General features: G+C 57.0%; 23 protein-coding genes and 1 tRNA gene. 6 read left to right on the forward strand and 18 right to left on the reverse strand.

Annotated elements, in window-relative coordinates:
* Window positions 1-33: 33 nt before the first annotated feature.
* Together EKL02_RS15715 and EKL02_RS15720 are read right to left on the reverse strand one after the other, a co-directional pair.
* Window positions 34-2,346 (reverse strand): PAS domain S-box protein, encoded by a 2,313-nt coding sequence (locus EKL02_RS15715; protein WP_347232091.1) that lies wholly within the window; start codon window positions 2,344-2,346, stop codon window positions 34-36.
* Between the two features lie 124 nt (window positions 2,347-2,470).
* Window positions 2,471-3,220 (reverse strand): Crp/Fnr family transcriptional regulator, encoded by a 750-nt coding sequence (locus EKL02_RS15720; protein WP_128902912.1) that lies wholly within the window; start codon window positions 3,218-3,220, stop codon window positions 2,471-2,473.
* Window positions 3,221-3,590: 370 nt separating this feature from the next.
* Here EKL02_RS15720 and EKL02_RS15725 point away from each other — a divergent pair, with 370 nt between their 5' ends.
* Window positions 3,591-4,232, forward strand: coding sequence for a glycine zipper 2TM domain-containing protein (locus EKL02_RS15725; protein WP_241687740.1), 642 nt, complete (start codon window positions 3,591-3,593; stop codon window positions 4,230-4,232).
* 173 nt (window positions 4,233-4,405) lie between these two features.
* Window positions 4,406-4,555 (forward strand): lmo0937 family membrane protein, encoded by a 150-nt coding sequence (locus EKL02_RS15730; RefSeq protein ID WP_128902913.1) that lies wholly within the window; start codon window positions 4,406-4,408, stop codon window positions 4,553-4,555.
* A gap of 597 nt (window positions 4,556-5,152) precedes the next feature.
* On the opposite strand, the gene EKL02_RS18285 is transcribed toward EKL02_RS15730, so the two are convergent.
* From EKL02_RS18285 to EKL02_RS15785, 11 genes are all read right to left on the reverse strand, one after another.
* Window positions 5,153-5,323 carry a hypothetical protein gene (locus EKL02_RS18285; protein ID WP_164932046.1) on the reverse strand — a complete coding sequence of 57 codons (171 nt, stop codon included), beginning with the start codon at window positions 5,321-5,323 and terminating at the stop codon, window positions 5,153-5,155.
* A 172-nt stretch (window positions 5,324-5,495) separates the two neighbouring features.
* Window positions 5,496-6,083: a hypothetical protein gene (locus tag EKL02_RS15740; RefSeq protein WP_128902915.1), complete on the reverse strand. Its 588-nt coding sequence runs from the start codon at window positions 6,081-6,083 to the stop codon at window positions 5,496-5,498.
* Complete coding sequence (locus EKL02_RS15745; protein WP_241687741.1) at window positions 6,052-6,963, reverse strand: hypothetical protein; 912 nt, start codon at window positions 6,961-6,963, stop codon at window positions 6,052-6,054. Before EKL02_RS15745 ends, EKL02_RS15740 begins: the two co-directional genes overlap by 32 nt.
* 55 nt (window positions 6,964-7,018) lie before the next feature.
* Entirely contained in the window at window positions 7,019-8,461 is a 1,443-nt protein-coding gene (gene cls, locus EKL02_RS15750) for a cardiolipin synthase (protein WP_128902916.1), read from the reverse strand.
* Window positions 8,461-9,534: a glycine zipper 2TM domain-containing protein gene (locus EKL02_RS15755; protein WP_128902917.1), complete on the reverse strand. Its 1,074-nt coding sequence runs from the start codon at window positions 9,532-9,534 to the stop codon at window positions 8,461-8,463. The genes cls and EKL02_RS15755 overlap by 1 nt, the downstream gene beginning before the upstream one ends.
* Before the next feature lie 115 nt (window positions 9,535-9,649).
* Entirely contained in the window at window positions 9,650-9,856 is a 207-nt protein-coding gene (locus tag EKL02_RS15760) for a DUF3185 family protein (RefSeq protein WP_128902918.1), read from the reverse strand.
* A gap of 122 nt (window positions 9,857-9,978) precedes the next feature.
* Complete coding sequence (locus tag EKL02_RS15765; protein WP_128902919.1) at window positions 9,979-10,293, reverse strand: BON domain-containing protein; 315 nt, start codon at window positions 10,291-10,293, stop codon at window positions 9,979-9,981.
* A gap of 73 nt (window positions 10,294-10,366) precedes the next feature.
* Entirely contained in the window at window positions 10,367-11,041 is a 675-nt protein-coding gene (locus EKL02_RS15770; RefSeq protein WP_128902920.1) for an OmpA family protein, read from the reverse strand.
* 269 nt (window positions 11,042-11,310) lie between these two features.
* Window positions 11,311-11,790: an SRPBCC family protein gene (locus tag EKL02_RS15775; RefSeq protein WP_128902921.1), complete on the reverse strand. Its 480-nt coding sequence runs from the start codon at window positions 11,788-11,790 to the stop codon at window positions 11,311-11,313.
* Between the two features lie 15 nt (window positions 11,791-11,805).
* On the reverse strand, window positions 11,806-12,390 hold the full coding sequence (locus EKL02_RS15780) for a DUF1571 domain-containing protein (RefSeq protein WP_206732409.1): 585 nt from the start codon (window positions 12,388-12,390) through the stop codon (window positions 11,806-11,808).
* A 57-nt stretch (window positions 12,391-12,447) separates the two neighbouring features.
* A complete protein-coding gene (locus EKL02_RS15785) occupies window positions 12,448-12,726 on the reverse strand; it encodes a hypothetical protein (RefSeq protein WP_128902922.1) in 279 nt (92 codons plus the stop codon).
* A 155-nt stretch (window positions 12,727-12,881) separates the two neighbouring features.
* Between EKL02_RS15785 and EKL02_RS15790 the strand changes: the two genes are divergently transcribed.
* Entirely contained in the window at window positions 12,882-13,088 is a 207-nt protein-coding gene (locus tag EKL02_RS15790) for a hypothetical protein (RefSeq protein ID WP_128902923.1), read from the forward strand.
* A 209-nt stretch (window positions 13,089-13,297) separates the two neighbouring features.
* Window positions 13,298-13,984, forward strand: coding sequence for a PEP-CTERM sorting domain-containing protein (locus EKL02_RS18425; RefSeq protein WP_206732410.1), 687 nt, complete (start codon window positions 13,298-13,300; stop codon window positions 13,982-13,984).
* Window positions 13,985-14,134: 150 nt separating this feature from the next.
* On the opposite strand, the gene EKL02_RS15800 is transcribed toward EKL02_RS18425, so the two are convergent.
* The 3 genes from EKL02_RS15800 to pepN all read right to left on the reverse strand — a co-directional run bounded on the left by EKL02_RS15800 (window position 14,135) and on the right by pepN (window position 18,026).
* Window positions 14,135-14,210 (reverse strand) — tRNA-Thr (locus EKL02_RS15800).
* 71 nt (window positions 14,211-14,281) lie between these two features.
* A complete protein-coding gene (locus EKL02_RS15805; protein WP_128902924.1) occupies window positions 14,282-15,298 on the reverse strand; it encodes a class 1 fructose-bisphosphatase in 1,017 nt (338 codons plus the stop codon).
* Window positions 15,299-15,308: 10 nt separating this feature from the next.
* Window positions 15,309-18,026 (reverse strand): aminopeptidase N, encoded by a 2,718-nt coding sequence (pepN, locus tag EKL02_RS15810; RefSeq protein WP_128902925.1) that lies wholly within the window; start codon window positions 18,024-18,026, stop codon window positions 15,309-15,311.
* 62 nt (window positions 18,027-18,088) lie between these two features.
* Between pepN and EKL02_RS15815 the strand changes: the two genes are divergently transcribed.
* Together EKL02_RS15815 and EKL02_RS15820 are read left to right on the forward strand one after the other, a co-directional pair.
* The gene (locus EKL02_RS15815; protein WP_128902926.1) at window positions 18,089-18,430 is read left to right on the forward strand and encodes a hypothetical protein; all 342 of its coding nucleotides are present in this window, start codon (window positions 18,089-18,091) and stop codon (window positions 18,428-18,430) included.
* A gap of 52 nt (window positions 18,431-18,482) precedes the next feature.
* Complete coding sequence (locus EKL02_RS15820) at window positions 18,483-19,145, forward strand: DUF4136 domain-containing protein (protein WP_128902927.1); 663 nt, start codon at window positions 18,483-18,485, stop codon at window positions 19,143-19,145.
* Here the strand turns inward: EKL02_RS15820 and EKL02_RS18290 are convergent.
* The gene (locus EKL02_RS18290) at window positions 19,136-19,273 is read right to left on the reverse strand and encodes a hypothetical protein (protein ID WP_164932047.1); all 138 of its coding nucleotides are present in this window, start codon (window positions 19,271-19,273) and stop codon (window positions 19,136-19,138) included. The two genes, EKL02_RS15820 and EKL02_RS18290, sit on opposite strands and share 10 nt — an antisense overlap.
* A gap of 23 nt (window positions 19,274-19,296) precedes the next feature.
* Window positions 19,297-20,271, reverse strand: coding sequence for a quinone oxidoreductase (locus EKL02_RS15825; protein WP_128902928.1), 975 nt, complete (start codon window positions 20,269-20,271; stop codon window positions 19,297-19,299).
* Between the last annotated feature and the right edge of the window lie 97 nt (window positions 20,272-20,368).

The following is a 20,368-nucleotide window of genomic DNA, read 5'->3' on the forward strand; positions in this document are numbered from 1 at the left end:
TTACCCCAAGGCCGTTGATCGGATCTTATGTGCTTACGGTAGCAGTTCAGACTTACGCGTTGCGCCAATCTCCGCCGCACGACGCAAGGCGACGTCCAGCGCATCCATAAATTCCGGCACCTTGATTGGCTTGGTCAGGTAGCGGAAGAAGCCCGCATCCAGTCCTCTCTTTACGTCACGCGGCACCGCATTGGCAGATAGTGCAATGATCGGGATATGCGCCGTGCTCGCATCGTTACGTAAAATTTCCAGGGCATCAAAGCCGCTGATGCCTGGCAAATTAATGTCCATCAAAATCAAGTCTGGCTGATAGGTGCGCGCAAGCTCCACGCCGAGATGGCCGTCCACCGCAGTCAATAATTTCAAATCACTGCGCCGCGCAATCAATTGTTCTACCAGCACCAGGTTGGCAGGATTATCTTCAACATACAGCAGGGTGCGCAGCGGCGCCCGAGCCTCGGCCGCGCTAAGCCGGCTGTCGTCGCCAAGACTCTCGCTGCTACCGAGCGCCAGCGCAGGTGCGCTCGATGCCGCCAGGTCAAACCAGAACACGCTGCCGGCACCAACCGTGCTGGATACGCCAATTTCACCGCCCATCAATTCAATCAATTGCTTGGTAACAACCAAACCAATGCCGGTTCCTTCTTCGCTGCCATTGGCCTGCCCGAGCCGGTTAAATGGCTGAAAGAGCTGTGCAACTTGTTCCTCGCTCAAGCCGGCGCCCGTGTCCGCGACACTGACGCGCACACGGTTCAAACCGACCAACGCGCATTCGACGGTGACAGCACCGCCATCGCGATTGTATTTAATTGCATTGGCCAGCAGATTGATCAGCACTTGCTTGACCCTGGTGCGGTCTGCGTGAACATAAAAATGCTTGTCAAACGACGGGAAGGTCATGCGAATCTGCCGCTTTTGCGCCTGCGGCTCAATCATGGCCTGGCAATCTTGCAATACGTCGGCCAAAGACATGGCCTCTTGCGACATTGTCACCTTGCCCGACTCGATCATCGCCAGATCAAGAATTTCATTAATCAGGCGCAGCAAATACCAGCCTGCCTGCAGAATCTGATCGATTGACTGCTTTTGCGCCTTCGAAGGTGGCGGCGTATCTGATGCCATTAGCTGCGCAAAGCCGAGCACGGCGTTGAGCGGCGTACGGAGCTCGTGACTCATGCTGGAAAGAAATTCTGACTTGGCCAGGTTCGCTTTTTCGGCGATCGCGCGGGCGCCTTCCAAGGCGGCATTCGTTTCCTGCAAAGCATGCTCGAACTGCTTACGTTCGGTGACGTCGCGTGCCGCGGCAAAAACGCCTTGCAAGTTTCGATCGCGGTCATGAAAGGTGGTCGCGTTATACGACACCACGGTTTGTTTGCCGTCGCGGGACAAGGCCGTCAATTCGTAATTAGTGACTTTGCCTTCTTGCAGAACTTGTGTGATGGCGGCTTCTGCCCGCGCGGGATCCGTGAAATAATTTTTAAACGGTGCACCGATCAAATCCTCGCGGGAAGTACCGGTCAACAGCTCCATTTGTTGATTGACATCGCTGATGATGCCACGCGGATCAGTCGTCATCAGTGCATCGATATTCGACTCGATCAGCGAACGGGTGTAATACTGTTGATCCCGCAGCCGCTGGTCAAGCAGCGCTTGTTCGGCTTCGACCCGCTTGCGCTGCGAATTGTCCGTACCGATGAACATATAACCAATCAAGTGATCCGCCTCATCCCGCAACGGGGCCACCGAAACCACGACCGGAAAGCGACTGCCATCCTTGTGAATATAGGTCATTTCATAAATATCTTCGACGCCTTGTGTGGCCTTGGCGACCAGCGCTTCAAAGCCGGCGGCAACAGGACGTCTCAATTCCACGCTCAGTGCGGCGGCCCGAGCAGTCAACACCTGCGGCTCCAAAATGTCGGCCGGCGTCATTTTCTTGACCGCGTCGATTGCGCCATAACCCAGCATGCGCTCAGCACCGACATTAAAGATCTGGATGACGCCCTGCGGATCGGTCGCGATGCAGGAAAAATTTGCGCTATTGAAAATGGCATGTTGCAGTGCGCCTTCTTTCAGCAAGGGCTGTTGCGCTTCCTGCAACGCGCGTTCGATCTTCAACCGCGCCGCCATTACCCGGAGAATCCGCACATAGATAAAGGTTAGCGCCGCCAACAGCACCACCACACCACCTTCAATGATTTTGACAAGCGTGGTGGATTGGGCGGCAGTATTCAGGGCGATGCCGCCGACCAGCAACAATACCGTCAGTGTCATGCCGAAACCGACCAGCATCAATCGTTCGCCCGGCGCATTTTTATTGGTAGAGATCATTGAAATCACTTGCATTTACTTGAACCGAAATCCCGATTCAATAAGGTTGCCGCACGATGGCCTTGCGGATAAGACGATTTGACGTGAAACGAAAATCCACGTCCTGGCGTGGCAAATTTCCCGCTCTTGCTTCTCAACTTCACGAAAATCCTGCGCCTGGCGGCTGTATTTGACGCTGGCGGGTATCGGATAGCAGGCGCGCGAACTCTTTTTTGACGACGGCGTAACATTCGCAGACATTTTTTTCAAGACCGGCCCGGTTGGCCACGGTAATGTGTCCCCGTCGATAACGGATGTAGCCACAGTTTTGCAGCTTGCCGGCGGCTTCAGTCACGCCTTCACGCCGCACCCCCAGCATGTTGGCGATCAGTTCCTGCGTAATTGTCAACTCAGTTGCCGGTATACGGTCGATCGTCAGCAACAGCCAGCGGCAGAGTTGCTGCTCGACCGAGTGATGGCGGTTGCACACTGCCGTCTGCGACATCTGCGTCATCAGTGCCTGGGTATAGCGCAGCAGAAGGCGCATGACCGGACCGGCACGATTGAATTCTTCCAGAAGAAGATGCGCTTTCAAGCGGTACCCATGACCGCCAGTTTGCACCACCGCACGACTTGACGTCGTATCGCCACCCATGAAAATAGAAATGCCGAGTATGCCTTCATTGCCGACACCAGCCATTTCAGACGATCCGCCGTTTTCCAGCAAATAATGCAGCGATACGATCGCCGTGGTCGGAAAATAAACAAATTGGAGCTTGCCGCCGGATTCATAGAGAACGTCACCAAGGAGCATCGGCACTAATTCCAGGTGAGGCAACAGGCGCGAAAATTCCGCGTCGAGCATGGCTGCCAAGAGGTGGTTTTGATTAGGATCGTGGATACTGGACATGGGATTCTGGCTTCCAATCGTGAGGCAAACGGGCTCAGCAAGACCGGGAGCATGGGATCACACGGTAACACACAGCGTTCCTAACGCAGCACTTTATTGCGTGTGCGCCGTTGAAATCGTGCATATATCCAGATATCCGATTCTATTCCGCCAATGTGGCCGGCTTTTTGAACGCCAGCAGGTTTACTTCTGATATTTCCCCGATCACCTGACGTCGCACGCAGCGCGCTCGTTTTGATGTGTGTGACAACGCACCGACCACCCTCATGTTTAGGAGCATCTTAGGGCATCGGTGATGTCACATTACAAAAGAACGTGCTTTGCATAGCCTGGGCCGATGTAACGGCGCCTGCACCAAAACCAAACGCCATTGCGTAACACGGCAAGCCAATCAACTTGCCAAACTTCATATAACAACAAGGGAACCACCATGAACACTGTAAATAAGCGCTCGCTCCATCCGATGATGATGGCCGCCTGCATTGGTCTTTTCGTATTTTGCGCGGTAGGCATCGCCGCAATGATGGGATGGATACCGAATTCGATTGGGAAAAATCCCGAAGCCTCTGCACTGATCGCCGACAACAAGCCCGCCGAAGTTGAAAAGCCACGGCACGTGGCGCAGGCAGTGAAACAACAAGCCGCACCGGTGCGCGTGGCAAGCGCTGTGAAGGCAAGTTGCAGTCAATGCGGCATTGTGGAATCAGTTCACGCCATTGAAACACGTGGCACAGGCAGCGGTGTCGGCGCCGTCGGCGGCGCCGTCGTCGGTGGCCTGTTGGGAAATCAGGTCGGTGGCGGCAATGGCAAAAAAGCCATGACAGTCGTCGGCGCGCTAGGTGGCGCGGTGGCCGGCCATGAAATCGAAAAAAGCGCCAGAGCCAATATCAGCTATGAAACCGTCGTCCGCATGGAAAACGGCTCAATCCGCACCATTGCCAATGCAACGCAGCCTTCATGGCAAAGCGGCGACCACGTCAAAGTGATCGATGGTGTTATCCGCTCAAGCTAGTCAGACCGGTGCCAGCCTGCGTGCCTTGCACATGGTCTGGTCTAAATATCCCCGTGCTGCATCATTTTTGTTGCCGGATTCCTTTTAATTTAACAAACACAGGTTGCAGATGCTCGAGTTAATCCAGCGCGGCCCGCATCCTTGTAGCGCGACCTGAACCCTGAAAGAAAAAAATGTTATATACCATTGCAGTTGTCCTGGTGATCTTGTGGCTTCTTGGCCTGGTGACCTCCTTTACCGTTGGCGGATTGATTCACGTTCTTTTGGTCATTGCAGTCGTGGTCGTTCTGCTGCGCATTATCAGCGGCAGAAAGCCGCTTTAAATGGCTTAACGAATACATTCTTGCGCGTGACTTTCACAAGGAAGTGCCAGTTGCGGAGGTATAAAAAAGACAGGCACGACCTGTCTTTTTTAATGGCGAATCAGTTGATCGGATGATTCAGAGTTTTGAGCGCAACGATGCTTGCTGACGCGCCAGGCGCCTGGCCTGGTCGTCGAATGACATTGAAAGCCTGGCAGCTTTCAGGGTGGATATGTCCGGTTCCAGGCTACGCTGTGGCGCACGCGGCATAGCCCACGCCACCCTGCGCGCCTCCTCTGCTGCTGAATAGTTATTGACGGCGTTTATGACCTTTGCCTTGACTGGCCGTGGACCAGACGCAGGGCCAGCGTCAACGGCTCTGGCTTCGGCATGGCAGGACTGGTCGGTATATGTCACACTGCCGGCGTCATCGATACACTGAGAGACCGCTCCCGCGGCAGGTACGTTCAACGCCATGAGAAGCAATGCGCCGATGATTGAATGGGGGAAAGGAAAATGGATCATGCAAGGCCTGTCGTGTTTGAATCGTTGCAGCATGCGCCGATCCCGCACGAATATCGGTTCGTCACCGCACCAACGCGCACGCAACTGATCGGCTTAAGCCGGATCTTTTCCACGCGTACTGGCAACGCCGGTCAATATGCCAACCCCGAGCAAGATCACCGATGCGATGGCGACATATAGCGTCGGCACGCCCGCAGTAACCAAACCCCAGGCGACGCCGCCGATAAGAATAGCAAACCCGACTAGATAAATAAGAAATGACATAAGGACTCCGATAAAGTAAATGATGATAAGACGCCGCGCCGGTGATACTGGTTACATCGACATTGCATTAAAATTACATTGACGATTTATACAAATAAAAACCCGGCAAAACATTCTATTTTTGCCGGGTTTTTTACAGCGCCAACGTGCTGTGCTGTTTCTAGAATCTGTTTTATTTGGTTGCGCCCGGAGCCGATGCCGTCGATGGCGTAGCCAGGGAATCCTTCAGCACTGCATTTGCCTCTTTCATTTCCGATTTCATTTCCGACTTTGCCTCAGACTTTTCGATCTTCATTTTTCTCTCTGCGGCTTTTTTGGCCGTCTTGTTTTCTGCCTTGGCGACTCGGTGGGCGTGGCGTTTTTGCACGATCGGGTCGGAATAAACTGGCGCATTTGGATCCACTTTGACGGTGTCTGCACCAGAGACTGCCTGCGCCGACGCTACATTGGCGAATGCCATAACAGATGCTGCAAGCAGTAAATGACCTAATTTCATGGGAATTTCTCTCTGTAAGTTTATAAATAATGAAGTCAAAGACACCAAGCACAAAACCTGTTTGCGCTTAAGCGCTTTTAAAGGACTGGCTGTGCAACTGCCACCTCTGTTATCCGCTTTTCCTGCCGAGCGCTCTGTTCGCTGTCGCACATTCGTTAAATTATGAAATTTAAAACGATCTTTAGGCAGCGCAACAGGAATTTCTCCTAGATTTCGGAAACCTAATGGATGGTCAATGTGCCGCCTGCTGCCGTTCATATTCACTGCGCTTCATGCTCAAGTAAGTCTGACGATCCATTTCGCGCAATTGACGCGGATAGCGCTCAGTGGCAGTAAACCAGTCCTGCAGGCGCTTTTCGGTTTGCGAGGATTCGGCAGAGTTGGCTGCACCCAGGAAGGCATCGATCGCCAGGTAATAGCGCATCGTATTGCGCTCCATTAAGCCTCGCACCCCGCCAATATAGTCAGGCTGCCCGTCATGACGCTTGCCGATCACGGAAAATCCAACTTTATGACTGCCGATCGTGCCGAGATAGGTTTTCATCGCCAGTTTTCCAGCGAAGCTCACGTCGTACGAAAAAGTTAAATGCAGAAAGGTTTTATCATGAGGAAGCGGTACGGCCTCCAAAAAAATACGGTACGCGCTGGTCTCCATAGGCCCTTGCCTGGCGCTCAAGGCGACACCGAAGTATTGCGGTGTGGCTGCCGCCACGCTATAGGTAAATTCAAATTGCTCGGTATCGATCAATTCTTCAGGAGTTTTCTTGCCAAGATTAATTCTCAGCCTGGAAGATGACGGCCCCTCGGTGGCATTGCAAAATTTGGTATTGATATGCAAGAGCATGATGTCGCACCAATGATCCGGATTGTTTAATCCGGCATGCACTGCGCTAAACGGATGATTGACGACGGCGTATATATCGCCGCCGAGACGACTCTCGCCTTCCGACGATTCAAGTATCAACGGCTGTTTGAATGGCGTACTTCGCAACGACGCTTCCAGCGACGCATGTTTGGCATGCAGCAGCGCGACACTCTCAGATTCGGCCGCTATGGCCGGACTGACTGCCGCACAAAATAGTAATAACGCCAACGCCCGGCGCACGACCGTGCCCGCATCCTGTCTGATTTTTGCTTGCTTCATCACGATTCCTTTGTAATCCTGCGGCCACCCGGCATTCGCATAAGGCGCCGAGGTATCAGAGCCAATAAGCCAATTGTCGTGCGGCCCATTCCTTCAGCCTGTCACCAGTGCCTCGCCGCTGCCATTTGCCAGGAGTGATTTCGACCGAGTTGCGCAAATCTTCCGTAAACGCGGCCTCCATTGCTGCGCCAAACTCTTCCCCCATCACCACCAGATTGATTTCACTGTTGTGTAAAAAACTTCTGGTGTCGATATTGGTTGAACCGACGGTCGACCACATTTTGTCGACGACCGCGGTTTTGGCATGCAAGATAGCGACTTGCAACTGATAGATTCTGATCCCGCTTTCCAACATTTCAGCGTAATAAGATCGCGCTGCATGAAACACCAGGCTACTGTCGGTCACGCCTGGCAAAATAATCCTGACGTCGACGCCACGGCGCGCTGCTGCGTTCAATGCCTGCAAAATCTGTGCATCCGGCACGAAGTAAGCGCTGGTGATATGCACCGTGTGCTGCGCGCCTTCAATTGCCAGCATGTAGGCCTTGTAGATTTCATGGTCGCCGCCGGGTTCGCTGGCGAGCACGCGCACAAGCTTGTCGCCAGCCTCGATCTGAGGTGGAAAGAACATCCTGTCTGGCAAATCCGGCGCATTCTGGCTCGCCCGGGATTCCAGAAAAACGGTTTGCAGCGCCGCCACGGCGGGGCCTTCAATTTTGATATGCGTGTCGCGCCAGCCCACTTTTTCATCGCGGCGGGCAGACGAGCGAAATAGCGAACTGGTCGAATAATCGCCACTGATATTGACGCCGCCAGTAAATCCAACGCTGCCGTCGACGATAAGAATTTTCCGGTGATCGCGGTTATTCGGCAGCCACGGCCCGATCAGTTTCAGTGGATTGACCGGATTAAACGCGAGCAGGTGGATGCCGGCATCACGCATTTTGTCAAAAAACGCTTGCGGTGTGCCAAAGGTGCCGACGCTATCGTAGGTGATGGCGACCTGCACCCCTGCCCTTTGGCGGGCGATCAAGAGGTCCGCAAACTTCATGCCGAGATCGTCTTGATCGAAAATATAGGTTTCCAGATGAATATGGTGACGGGCGTTACTGATCGCCTCAATCATTGCCGCCATGGTTTGCGGACCATCGTAGAGCAGCGTGACTTTATTGCCGGTGATAAGAGAACTTCCGGTCGCTGCCTCTTCGCGCACCGCGACTTCCCTAACGTCGGCATGCGAGATGCGCGCGCCGTGCCAACGCCTGGCAATGAGCGCGTTTGATTTTGCCGGCCTCATGTCGCCTTGCGCATTGGCCACCGTCGGGCTAGCCACGGAGATCAGCGCATCATCACGGTAAGGCACCTCGGGCAAGGATGCGCATGCTGTTGTCAGCAGTATGGCGCAGCCGGCACCGATTGCATGGATCAGTCGCTTGAAGTTAATGGCGCAACTGGCGCGGAATGGCGCCTGCCGACCGCCTGCTGCGCCCGGCTTCATTATGTGCGCGCCATGACGCCGTCGGTGATCTTCACCTTGTCGCCGACGCGATAGACCGGTTCCGTTTCCGAGGGGATGATTTGGGTCGCGCCGTTTTGCGAACGCACCACGATTTCGTAGTGGCTCGTCTTGCTCATGTTGGCTTGAATCCTATTGCCGGCATAAGCACCGCCGACGGCGCCCGCAATTTGCGCAGCGGTACGGCCGTTGCCGCCGCCGACTTGCCGGCCCAGCAAGGCGCCGACAACACCGCCACCGATAGTACCCAGGTAGTTGCCGTCTCCCTTGACTTCAATGAGGTTGATTGCTTCGATCGTGCCACAGGTGGCGCAGATGCGATCAGCAGGTGCCGGCGCCGCCGCGACATTTTGCAAGGCTTTTCCCAGCTTGGCGCTGGTGGTGCGCTCTCCGATGTGCAAATAGGCGGTGACGACGCTATTTGCAGCGATTCGATCGCGAGTGCGAATGGTATAGGTATTGGCGTACTCGCCGCTGCTTACTTCAGGCAGATAGATTTTTCCCTTGACGCCTTCGATTACCAAGTCGACTTTGGCCCCCGGTGTTCCACGCACTGTAAATTGCAAGTCGTCGCCGCGCGACAGGTCGCGCGATTGGACCACGTCGAAGCGCCCGATGACAGGCTGCGGTCCAGGCGCGGCTTTGGCGCTGTGATAGCCGACACCGATTTGCAGGGATTCATTCAACACGGCGCTGGCCACTTGATTGCCGACGCGCAGGTTGGCGGTGACCGGGCTGCGCGCAACGATTTTGTCACGGCTGCTGATCGTATAGCTGCCTTCATAACGGCCGGGCTCAATTTCCACCAGCGTGAGATTGCGCATGGCGCCGTCGATACGCATGGTGGCTGCGCCTCCCGGGGTGCCGTACAGGGTAAAGTCCAATTCCACGCCGGGCGCGAGTTTGCGCGCCTCATCGACGTTAAAGCCTTCGATCCTGGGCGCGGATTGGCTTGTATTATATTGTTGCGCCTGAACCGGGCCAGGCAACAAGGCCAGCGGCATCAGTACCGACATGGCAACTATGCCACTCAAAAGCGTTTTTGCGATTTTCATTTTTATCCCTATGGGTGTATGCAGTATTGGATCAACTTTGTTTCTTTAACCCAAGTCTGCACAGTATCCAGTGCATGCCGATCGGTCTGTGTGCTAACGAACGCTTTGGCAGGACTCAAGCTTTACGCGATGCCAGTGCCAAGCCCGCAGCACCGGCTACTGTCATCATGACCCCACCGATCAGCATCCAGATCGAACGATCGCTGGGCGCGCCATTAAAAATCCTGGCAATGCTGGAATTGAAGGAGTTCATTTCACTGATACCGAAAAGCAGCAACATGATGCCGCCGGCAAGAATCGCTAACGAGATTGATTTATTCATACAGTCCTCTCAAATAAGGGCGCCGATGAAACAACAACGGCCTTTCCATTGCCATGCATTTGGAAAAGCCGTTGTAAATTTCAGGTAAGCCGGCCGCAATGCGGCCTGAGCTTTATGCAGATTTATTTCACGCGCATGTCGTTTTTTACCGCAGTCACGCCACTGACGCTTTTTGCCACGGCGACGGCACGACTCATGTCGCCAGGATCGGCCACGAAGCCGCTCAATTGCACAGAGCCTTTGAAGGTTTCAACATTGATTTCCTTGGATTTCAAGGATGCGTCATTGAAGATGGCGGCTTTAACTTTGGCGGTTATGGCAGTATCACCAATGTATTGGCCCGTGCTCTCTTGCGTTGGCGACGATGCACAGCCCACCATGGCGGCAGCAAAAGCGACAGCGGCAAAAAGGATGGAAATTTGTTTTAATTGTTTCATGATGATGTTCTCCGAATAACGTTAAAGAAGTAATAATCAACCTGCCACGCGAAGTCGGCAGGCAAAGCGGGTTTTACAGTGTGCGGACCACGGTTTTGGCGCCGGTCAGCTCGACATCGACGCGGCGATCAGGTTGCAGGCAAGCGACCACTTTCACGCTCTTCTCACCCTGGCAATTGCCGGCTTTCGTCATCGGCTGACTTTCGCCGGTGCCTTCGGCATCGATACGGCTGGCTTGTACATTTTTGCTTATCAAATATTCTTTGACGGACTGCGCACGGCGCTCCGACAGACGCTGGTTGTACTCATTGCTGCCGAAGCGGTCGGTGTGGCCGGTGGCGACAATACTGTCATACGTGGCGCCGTCAATCTGACGCACCAGGCCATCCAGCATCGTTTTGCCTTCGGGCTTCAATTCCGCGCTATCGAACGCAAAAAGTGCATCGCCAGAAAAGCTGATCTTTTGGGATTGCGCTTGCGGCTTCGCCTCTACTGGCAAGGCGGCTGCCAGGACCGGCGCCGGTGCGGCAACGGAGGTGATGGGGCGGCCGCAAGAATCGACCGAGCGCGACGGCGTCCATTCGCTGCTTTGCCAGCACAGGCCTGTGCTGTTCATGACAATCACAGAGCCAGGGGCGTCGACCAGGTAACCCTGGTTCTTGCTGTCCTGACCCGCTGCCATGGCGGCCATCGGAATGAGCGCCGTCACGGCAAAGGCTGCAAGAATCGTTTTTGTAATTTGTTTCATATTATTTTTTAGTCCCTAATTTTTTTCAGTCCGGGAAAGCCCCGAATCGACAGGCATCACATCAGACGCCCTGCTAGGCGAATCTAGCTGGAGTAACGCGGTCGCTGTTTGTTTCTTAATTTGCGTCAATGGAGTCAGAATACGCACCAGAAACATGTCCGTCCGTGCGCCACCGCACCAAGCAAGAATATGGCGGGAGCCTTGAGAAATCGCAGGATTTTGAATTGACCAAGCTGCGCCGAAATACCAGCGAAAAAAATGGCTGGCTTTTACGCTAACCGCGCCGCCAGGTGGCGTGCCAGGCCAACGCCACCGGCGCGCATGACCGCATCGTGATTCCATCGGAAAATCGGCTTTGCCAGCGGCGCAAGCACGATCATCCATAATTTGGTCGTGCGCACCTGCCATTCGTAGCGCACGGTAGTGCGGCCCTGGCCGCGCAGGAAGCGCCAGCAGCCCTTGCCTTCGAGGTCACCTTCGACACGTCCTTCCAGAAGCAGTAACGGCTCGACCCGGGTCACGCAGGTGACGAACATCAGCCGGTAAGGCAGCACGCCCTTCCAGATATATCGCTGCCGTGCGCCTAGACCATCGGCATCGCCGCGCTCGAGAGTGACAACCGATTCGGCGCCTTTCCACCAGTCGGGCCATGCCTCGGCATGGAAAATTGCGTCCCAGACGAGATCGAGCGGCGCATCGAATTGCCACTCCGTGAACAGATGGTAGCGATTGTTGCAGGCTTCGAGCATGCTACCCTCCCTCATTCATGGCGCAAATAATCGCTCATCGAAAGGCACGTCGATTTCGACATCCGCCATTTCGACAGTTTCGACCATGGCGCCATCAACATCAAAGCTTTCCACTCTCAACGGAAACATGGAAGCGGTCGCCAGCCACACCCGATAGCGATGCACGCCAGCCACCACAGCTGTTCCGCTGCCAACAATGTCCAGGCCAATTGCCGCGCGCGCTGCAAGCGCCGACTCGCCCAGTTGCATCATGCTGCCACAGGCGCGTAGCTCCTGGAGGTTGGTCAGCAACGCGCCGATATCGGAGCGATCAATCCGTTGGCCGCTGCGGCTGCGAAGCAAGGGGTTGCCTGCTCCCAGGCGCAGGGCCGGCGCACGATTCAACCCGAAAGGCCATAATCGCACCTTGCGCACGACGGGATCAAAGATCACCACCATGCCGCTGTGCGGCTGGATGAAGTCCATCCGGACCCAACCGGGCTTGCGATAGAAATAGCGGATCACCTGGCGCTCGCCGTCGGCGGCCGTTGCGCGGATGGTGAGCTGATAAGTAGTCAGTGCACGAAAGCGCTCTGCTGCATCGTCCAGGGAATCGGCCATGGCATTACCCCCGAGCGCCACGATAAGGATCAAGGTAAGTATGCCCCATGGCACGCGCTACTCCCTTGCCTCCAGCACGCCTGCCATGCCACGCTGGCGATGGCTTTTAAAGCCAAGCAGGCGCTTGGCACAATAAAATGCGTACGTTCCGGGCGGAAGCTTGAGGCGCAGCACTTTCGCTTCTTCGGCAAGTGGCACATCCACCAGTACCGTACCATCGGCGCCCATACTTTTCTGATCGGCAGCAGCATCCAGCGCAGCGCAAGGAGTACCTGTCCAGTACGCAAGCAGGGCAAATACGACGGCACACCGCCGGGTGTACAGGGACGGCTTCATTGACTCCACCTTGTGACGAACCACTCCCAACGATCCTATAGATTCCGTGCTGGAAATTTGGTTCGCCAGGCAAAACCCCTTCATCCGAACTCATTTTACGCAGTGCCATCCAAGGGCTTCCTGCCTTGATTTTTTTCAATTGAAAGGATCCCTTAATGACTATCCGCAAGCCAAACCGGACGCACGTCCAGTCTTCGAACCCGGCCCAAATGCAACGCCGCAAGGAATCGGGCGACCAGCACATCCTGCCACTGGACGACCCGGATGAAAGCCCGCATCGGCCGCAACACCTCAGCCGGGAGGACATGCAAAAGACCTTGCCGCGGTCGGGTACCACGCCGGAAGAGCCAGAGTCTTTTTGAACACGACGTCATCAACGGACATAGTCGTTGTGATTAGCGAAGCAGGCACATCGTTCGCCTGCTTCTCCTGATCAGTTTCCGCGTCTTCCGGCCCGCCCAGGCAGCATGTCGAAAAGCTTTACAACCCGCTTGAGACTTTCGATGGAGATTCTACTAACTCATTGAATAATTAGCTTTTTATTAAGTCGGCTTGTTTTTTGCTTAACGTTATGACCCAGACAAACCAACTTAAGGAATATCAAATGAAGCTATTTAAAAAAATGACTTCGGGAATAGCCGCCCTTGGGTTCCTTGCTGTTGCGTCGACTGCACAGGCCATTACGTTTGATGTCTCGGCTTCCCTCACGCCTGGCGCCGGATACGGCGTCGATTCTGGCTCGAATCCCGAGAATGGCGGCACGCTGCTGAATGTGGTGTTTACAAATTCCGGGATTCTCCAGAGCTTCCCATTGAACGCCATTAACGATACCTACACTTTCACCATCGGAACGGTGAATTTCAATGAGCCAAACATCGGGAGTGGTGCCAACCTGGGCATCAATAACAATGAACAGGACAATCTCAGCGTGCTCGCTTCCTTTGTCTTTACCAACCCGCTGGGGACAACCCAAACCCTGACGGCGACCGGCGTAGCCACTCAAGGCTCAATCAGCGATCCCGCCGTGGATTACACGCTGAGCTGGAATCCGCTGGCAGTGAATTTTGGCTCGGGCGGCCAATTTGAAATTGATCTGCTCGACCTTTCCTTCAGCAACATCGGCACGCAAGCGCAAACCGCGACGATCAAGTTGCTGGCGCTGCCGACGACGTCCAATGTTCCCGAACCGGCCTCGCTGGCGCTGTTGGGACTGGGACTTGCCGGGCTCGGCTTTGCACGGCGCAAGCGTGCCGCCTGAACCTAAGCGTCAAGCCAGCACTGATTCAAAAAAGCCTGCCCTGAAATAGAGGCGGGCTTTTTGTTAGCCTGGCCGGCCATCGTACCGGCGCCATTTCTTCAGAAAGCAAAAAGCCCAACCTTGTGAGTTGGGCTTTTTGCTTGAGTCTACTGGTGCTGATGAGAGGAATCGAACCACCGACCTACTGATTACGAATCAGTTGCTCTACCAACTGAGCTACATCAGCCAAGACCGCTATTTTAGCAAAGAACCGGGCTGTTACGCCAGCCGGGCATTGTCAGGCGTAATCGGCCCTGATCAGGCATCGCGATGGTAGCTGGTCACCAGCTCAACCTCATTCTTCGACCCCAGGAAAACCGCCACGCGCTGGTGCAGGGTTTCCGGCTGAATGTCCATGATGCGTTGCGTGCCATTGGTGGCAGCGCCACCGGCCTGCTCGACGATGAAGGCCATCGGGTTGGCTTCATACATCAGGCGCAGCTTGCCAGGCTTGTTTGGTTCGCGGGCATCGGCCGGATACATGAAGATGCCGCCGCGGTTCAGGATGCGGTGCACGTCGGCGACCATGGAAGCAATCCAGCGGGTATTGAAATCGCGGCCGCGCGGACCGGTTTTGCCGGCCAACAGTTCGCCGATATAGCGCTGCACCGGCGCATACCAGTGGCGCGCGTTGGAGGCGTTGATGGCGTATTCCTTGGTATCGGCCGGAATCTGGATATTTTGCTGGGTCAGCACCCACGAACCCATTTCGCGGTCGAGCGTAAAGCAGTTGACGCCATTGCCGGTGGTGAGCACCAGCACGGTTTGCGGGCCATACACGGCATAGCCGGCGGCGACCTGCTTGCTGCCCGGCTGCAGAAAGTCCTGTTCCGTCGGCGTGACCATGCCGTCCGGCGCCTTCAGCACCGAGAAGATGGTGCCGATGGAAACGTTGACGTCGATATTGGACGAGCCGTCCAGCGGGTCGAACATCAGCAGGTATTCGCCCATCGGGTAGCGGTTCGGGATCGGGTGGATGGTTTCCATTTCTTCGGATGCCATGGCCGCCAGGTGGCCGCCCCACTCGTTGGCTTCCAGCAGGATCTCGTTGGAGATGATATCGAGCTTCTTCTGCACTTCGCCCTGGACGTTTTCGCTGCCGGCGCTGCCCATCACTTCACCGAGCGCGCCCTTGCCGACCGCATGGCTGATGGTCTTGCAGGCGCGGGCGACGACTTCGATCAGGAGGCGCAACTCGGCCGGCACGGTATTGTGCTGGCGCTGTTGCTCCACCAGGTGTTGCGTAAGGCTGATGCGTTTTGCGTTGTTTGTCATGGTGTTCCAGTCAGTTTGCAAGGGATTTCGAGATAACTTCCAGCACGTCGCCCGACAGTGCCGGGGTGTCGGCGACCTGCTGCAGGGCGGCGCGCATTTTTTCGCGCAGCGGCGGGGCAAATTTGCGCCAGCGGTCGAGCGAGCGCGCCAGGCGCGCGGCGACCTGCGGGTTGATCGCATTCAGGGCGATGACGTGCTCGGCCCAGAAGGCATAGCCGCTGCCGTCGGCGGCATGGAATTGCGCCGGATTGGCATTGCAGAAGGCCAGCACCAGGCTGCGCACGCGGTTCGGGTTTTTCAGGGTGAAGGCGGGATGGCGCGCCAGTGCGCGCACTGCCGCCACATCTGTGCCGCGGGCGGTCGCCTGCAGCGTGAACCATTTATCGATGACCAGGGCTTCATGCTCGAAGTCGCGGTAAAAACGCTCCAGGCCGGCCTGGCGTCCGGGCGCGCTGCTGTTGACCAGCGCGGTCAGCGCAGCCATGCGGTCGGTCATGTTGCCGGCATGGTCGTACTGCGCCTGCATGAGCGCATGGGCAGCGGCATCGTCGCGCTCGCCGAGGTAAGCCAGCGCCAGGTTTTTCAAGCCGCGCCGGCCGGTCGACTGCGCATCCGGGCTGTAGGGGCCCGGCGTCTGGTTGTCATGGTAAGCCGCGAGCAAATCTTCCTGCAGCTGATCCGCCAGGGCGCGCCGCAGCGCCTGGCGCGCGCGGTGGATGGCATGCGGATGGATCACGTCCATCTCTTCGGAAAGCATGGCTTCGGACGGCAGCATCAGCGCCACTTCACGGAATGCCGGATCCAGGCCGGTATGGCGCAGGGTGCTGCGCAGCGCACTCACCAGCGCTGAATGCTCGGCAAGCGATGCGCCCGATGGCCCCGCAGGCAAGTCGGCGGCGTCGCCATCGAAAGTCTGGGCAGCGGAATCGGCCAGCAGCAGCTTGTCGACCAGCACCAGCAAGCGGCGCGTGGCCAGGCGCTGGCCGGCTTCCCAGCGGTTGAATGGATCGCTGTCTTGCTCCATCAGGAAAGCCAGTTCCGCATCGGTGTATTCGTGGGTCAGCACCACGGGCGCCGAAAAATTGCGCAGCAGCGAAGGCACCGGGCACTCGCCCACGCCGTGGAATACGAAGGTCTGGTGCGCTTCAGTCAGCTCCAGGGTGGCCGTGGTGGGCGCATCGGCTGCCTGCGCGCCGGGCGTCAGCTGCAGCGGCATGTCGCGGCCGCTGGCGTCAAGCAGGCCGACGGCGACCGGAATATGAAATGGCAGCTTCTCTTCCTGGCCCGGCGTTGGCTTGCAGCTTTGCGCCAGCGTCAGTGTGTAGGTTTTTTCGTGGGCGTCGTATTCGCCGGTGGCCGACACATGCGGCGTGCCGGCCTGGCTGTACCAGCGCTCGAACTGCGACAGGTCACGGCGGTTGGCGTCGGCCATGGCGGCGCGAAAATCATCGCAGGTCACAGCCTGGCCATCATGCCGCTGGAAATACAATTCCATGCCGCGGTTGAACCCGTCGCGGCCCAGCAGGGTCTGGTACATGCGCACCACTTCGGCGCCCTTTTCATACACCGTCACGGTGTAGAAATTGTTGATCTCGATATACGAGTCCGGGCGTACCGGGTGCGCCATCGGGCCATCATCTTCCGCGAACTGGGTCTGGCGCAGCACGCGCACATCCTCGATACGCTTGACGGCGCGCCCCGAGGCGCTGCCGACCATGTCGGCGGAAAACTCCTGGTCGCGAAAGACGGTCAGCCCTTCCTTCAGGGACAGCTGGAACCAGTCGCGGCACGTGACGCGGTTGCCGGTCCAGTTATGGAAGTATTCATGGCCGACCACCGCTTCGATGCCGGCGTAATCGATATCGGTTGCAACGCGCGGATTGGCCAGCACATATTTGGTGTTGAAGATGTTCAGGCCCTTGTTTTCCATGGCGCCCATGTTGAAGTCGCCCACGGCAACAATCATGAAGCGATCCAGGTCCAGTTCAAGGTTGAAGCGCTCCTCGTCCCAGCGGATGCTGTTCTTGAGCGAATCCATCGCGTGCTGGGTCTTGTCGAGGTTGCCGTGCTCGACCCAGACCTGCAACAGGACTTCACGGCCGGACTTGAGCTGGAAGGCTTCTTCCTGGCACACCAGGTTGCCCGCCACGAGCGCGAACAGGTAGGACGGCTTCTTGAAGGGGTCTTCCCACAGCGCGTAGTGGCGGCCATCGCCGAGGTCGCCTTCCTCGATCAGGTTGCCGTTGCCCAGCAAGACCGGGTAACGCGCCCGGTCGGCGCGCAGCATCACGGTGTACTTCGCCATCACGTCGGGGCGGTCCGGGAAGTAGGTGATCTTGCGGAAGCCCTCGGCTTCGCACTGGGTAAAGAAATTGCCGCTGGAGACGTACAAGCCCATCAGCGACGTATTGCGCTCGGGATGCAGGGCGGTTTCGATTTCCAGGGTGACGCGGTTCGGCGCGCCCGGTATGCGCAAGGTGTCGCCCTCGAGCAGATACTGCCCTTGCGCAAGTGTCTTGCCATTCATGCGGATTTGCACCAGGCGCAGCTCATGGCCATGCAAGACCAGGTCGCGCTCGGGGCTGCCGGGATTGCGCACCAGGATGCTGCGGGTGGCAACCCGGGTTTCCGCCGGGTCGAGATCAAAGCCCATCTCGACCTGTTCGACGCGGTAGGCGGGAGCGGTATATTGCTGGCGGTAGATCGTCGGAGGAGTGTCTGTACGCATCGCGGTGGAGTCCTGCAAAAGAAAGGCGCAAAATAGGATTTTACCAACCCGGAGGGAGAATCATGAAATTACTAACAACGGCTGGCCTGCTTTGCCTCATGCTTGGCCTTGCTTCCTGTACCCAGGAGCAACAAAACCAGATTAGCCGCTCGGTGCAAAACTGGACCGGCACCAATGGCGTGCTGGAATTTTATGCCGGCGAAAAATTAGCCCGGCGTTTCCTGAAAATCGACAAGATTTCCACCGCACTAGGAACGAGCGATGGCCAGGCACGTTCTTACCGGTATGGTTACGGCATCCTGGATGAAAACCTCAACATGGTGGCGGATGCAGGCGAAAAAAAGGTGTATTTCGAAATCAGCGATTTTGGCGCCAGCTACATTTTCTTCGAAAACCCGCACTGAAATGAATCCGGGACTATCATTAAGCATGTCACAGAATCAACCGGAGCGCGCCATGAGACGCGGCATACCCTTCCTTATCCTGGCGGCGCTGGCGCTTTTGCTGAGCGGCTGTGCCACCCCCACCATCCGCAACGAGGTGACGGCGTTCCATGAATGGCCGGCGCAACTGGCCGACAAGTCCTTTGTTTTCGAGCGGTCTGCCGCCCAAAACAATGACCTGGAATACCGCAACTATGAAAACCTGGTGCGCGCCGAACTGCTGCGACTGGGTTTTGCCGACCCTGCCGGGGGGGCGAAAGCCGCGCTGAAAGTCAACATGGCGTACCAGGTCAGCGACCGCGACGTGCGGGTGGTGCAACCCGTGGTCGTCAATTCCGGCTGGGCCGGGCCCTACTATGGCCCGCGCTGGCCCTACCGTTATTACGATCCGTTTTACGACCCGTTCTGGTACTCGCCGCCGGTCGTCAGCTACCAGGAATCGAATTACCGCCTGTTCCGGCGCCAGCTGCAGGTCGGCATCACGCGCATCAGCGATGGCAAGAAACTGTATGACGTCACCGTTGCCGGCGAAGGCCAGACCTCGTCGCTGGCCGCCGTCATGCCCTACATGGTCAAAAGCGCCTTTGCCGAGTTTCCCGGCAAGAGCGGCGTGCCGCGCCGGGTCGAACTCGAATTCACGGAAGTGCCCGCGAAAGAGCGCAAGCCTCAGGAATAGTAAGCCAGCGAAGCGAAGGTCACCCCCACCACGACCAGCACCGCCGCGACCAGCACAAGCAGCAGGCGCCCGAACTTGGGCGAATCGTCCGCAGCGGCGGGCTCGTTTAATTTGGGGTCAGAGTGCATTTTTATCCAGTCAGTTAATCGGTTTATGGCAGCAGGATGCTCGAACCGGTGGTCTTGCGCGCTTCGAGGTCTTGGTGGGCCAGCGCGGCATCCTTCAAGGCATAGCGCTGGTTGACCGGGATCTTGATCTTGCCGCTGTCGACCATGGCAAACAGTTCGCTCGCCATTTGCTCGAGGTCATTGCGTTTGGCAATATAGGTAAAGAGCGTCGGCCGGGTCACATACAGCGAGCCGCGCGAGGCCAGTTCCTGCATGGAAAATGGCGGCACCGGGCCGGAAGCCGCGCCGAAACTGACCAGCATGCCCAGCGGCGCCAGGCAATCCAGCGAGCCGGTGAAAGTATCCTTGCCGATCGAGTCATATACCACCGGCACGCCGGCGCCACCGGTGATTTCGCGCACGCGCTCGACAAAATTTTCCTTGTTGTAGTTGATCACATGGGTGCAGCCATGGGACTTTGCCAGCGCCGCCTTTTCATCGGAGCCGACGGTGCCGATCATGGTCACGCCCATGGCGCGCGCCCACTGGCAGGCAATCAGGCCTACCCCGCCGGCGGCGGCATGGAACAGGATGGTTTCACCGCCGCGCAAGGGATACGTGCGGCGAAACAGGTATTGCACGGTCAGGCCTTGCAGCATCATGGCCGCCGCCGTTTCGAAATCGATGGAGGCCGGCAGCCGCACCACCTTGGCAGCAGGCATCACGCGGTCCTCGGCATACGCCCCCGGAGGATGCGAGGCATAGGCCACACGGTCGCCCACGCGCAGGAAAGAAACATCGGCACCGACCGCGTCGACCACGCCGGCCGCTTCCATGCCCAGCCCTGCCGGCAAGGATTGCGGATAGGCGCCATTGCGGAAATACACGTCGATGTAGTTCAGGCCAATGGCGGCATGGCGCACCCGCACCTCGCCGGGGCCAGGCGCGCCCACCTCGACATCGACATATTCCATGACTTCGGGGCCGCCCACCCGGGAAATCCTGATTGCTTTAGACATGCGCACCTCGCAGGTTGTAAAAGTGTTTGATCCGAATTGCCAGCATTCTAAACCGGCGTGGCGATGGCGTAATGGCGCGCGCCCGCCGCACTGCCGC

This window comes from Janthinobacterium sp. 17J80-10 (assembly GCF_004114795.1).
Lineage (GTDB): Bacteria > Pseudomonadota > Gammaproteobacteria > Burkholderiales > Burkholderiaceae_D > Paucimonas.

Excerpts from the sequence above, each read along its gene's own strand:
- EKL02_RS15715 (WP_347232091.1), bottom strand. The coding sequence starts at position 2,346 with ATGCAAGTGATTTCAATGATCTCTACCAATAAAAATGCGCCGGGCGAA.
- EKL02_RS15720 (WP_128902912.1), bottom strand. The coding sequence starts at position 3,220 with ATGTCCAGTATCCACGATCCTAATCAAAACCACCTCTTGGCAGCCATG.
- EKL02_RS15730 (WP_128902913.1), top strand. The coding sequence starts at position 4,406 with ATGTTATATACCATTGCAGTTGTCCTGGTGATCTTGTGGCTTCTTGGC.
- EKL02_RS18285 (WP_164932046.1), bottom strand. The coding sequence starts at position 5,323 with ATGTCATTTCTTATTTATCTAGTCGGGTTTGCTATTCTTATCGGCGGC.
- EKL02_RS15745 (WP_241687741.1), bottom strand. The coding sequence starts at position 6,963 with ATGAAGCAAGCAAAAATCAGACAGGATGCGGGCACGGTCGTGCGCCGG.
- cls (WP_128902916.1), bottom strand. The coding sequence starts at position 8,461 with ATGAAGCCGGGCGCAGCAGGCGGTCGGCAGGCGCCATTCCGCGCCAGT.
- EKL02_RS15755 (WP_128902917.1), bottom strand. The coding sequence starts at position 9,534 with ATGAAAATCGCAAAAACGCTTTTGAGTGGCATAGTTGCCATGTCGGTA.
- EKL02_RS15760 (WP_128902918.1), bottom strand. The coding sequence starts at position 9,856 with ATGAATAAATCAATCTCGTTAGCGATTCTTGCCGGCGGCATCATGTTG.
- EKL02_RS15765 (WP_128902919.1), bottom strand. The coding sequence starts at position 10,293 with ATGAAACAATTAAAACAAATTTCCATCCTTTTTGCCGCTGTCGCTTTT.
- EKL02_RS15770 (WP_128902920.1), bottom strand. The coding sequence starts at position 11,041 with ATGAAACAAATTACAAAAACGATTCTTGCAGCCTTTGCCGTGACGGCG.
- EKL02_RS15775 (WP_128902921.1), bottom strand. The coding sequence starts at position 11,790 with ATGCTCGAAGCCTGCAACAATCGCTACCATCTGTTCACGGAGTGGCAA.
- EKL02_RS15780 (WP_206732409.1), bottom strand. The coding sequence starts at position 12,390 with ATGGCCGATTCCCTGGACGATGCAGCAGAGCGCTTTCGTGCACTGACT.
- EKL02_RS15785 (WP_128902922.1), bottom strand. The coding sequence starts at position 12,726 with ATGAAGCCGTCCCTGTACACCCGGCGGTGTGCCGTCGTATTTGCCCTG.
- EKL02_RS15790 (WP_128902923.1), top strand. The coding sequence starts at position 12,882 with ATGACTATCCGCAAGCCAAACCGGACGCACGTCCAGTCTTCGAACCCG.
- EKL02_RS18425 (WP_206732410.1), top strand. The coding sequence starts at position 13,298 with ATGACCCAGACAAACCAACTTAAGGAATATCAAATGAAGCTATTTAAA.
- EKL02_RS15805 (WP_128902924.1), bottom strand. The coding sequence starts at position 15,298 with ATGACAAACAACGCAAAACGCATCAGCCTTACGCAACACCTGGTGGAG.
- pepN (WP_128902925.1), bottom strand. The coding sequence starts at position 18,026 with ATGCGTACAGACACTCCTCCGACGATCTACCGCCAGCAATATACCGCT.
- EKL02_RS15815 (WP_128902926.1), top strand. The coding sequence starts at position 18,089 with ATGAAATTACTAACAACGGCTGGCCTGCTTTGCCTCATGCTTGGCCTT.
- EKL02_RS15820 (WP_128902927.1), top strand. The coding sequence starts at position 18,483 with ATGAGACGCGGCATACCCTTCCTTATCCTGGCGGCGCTGGCGCTTTTG.
- EKL02_RS18290 (WP_164932047.1), bottom strand. The coding sequence starts at position 19,273 with ATGCACTCTGACCCCAAATTAAACGAGCCCGCCGCTGCGGACGATTCG.
- EKL02_RS15825 (WP_128902928.1), bottom strand. The coding sequence starts at position 20,271 with ATGTCTAAAGCAATCAGGATTTCCCGGGTGGGCGGCCCCGAAGTCATG.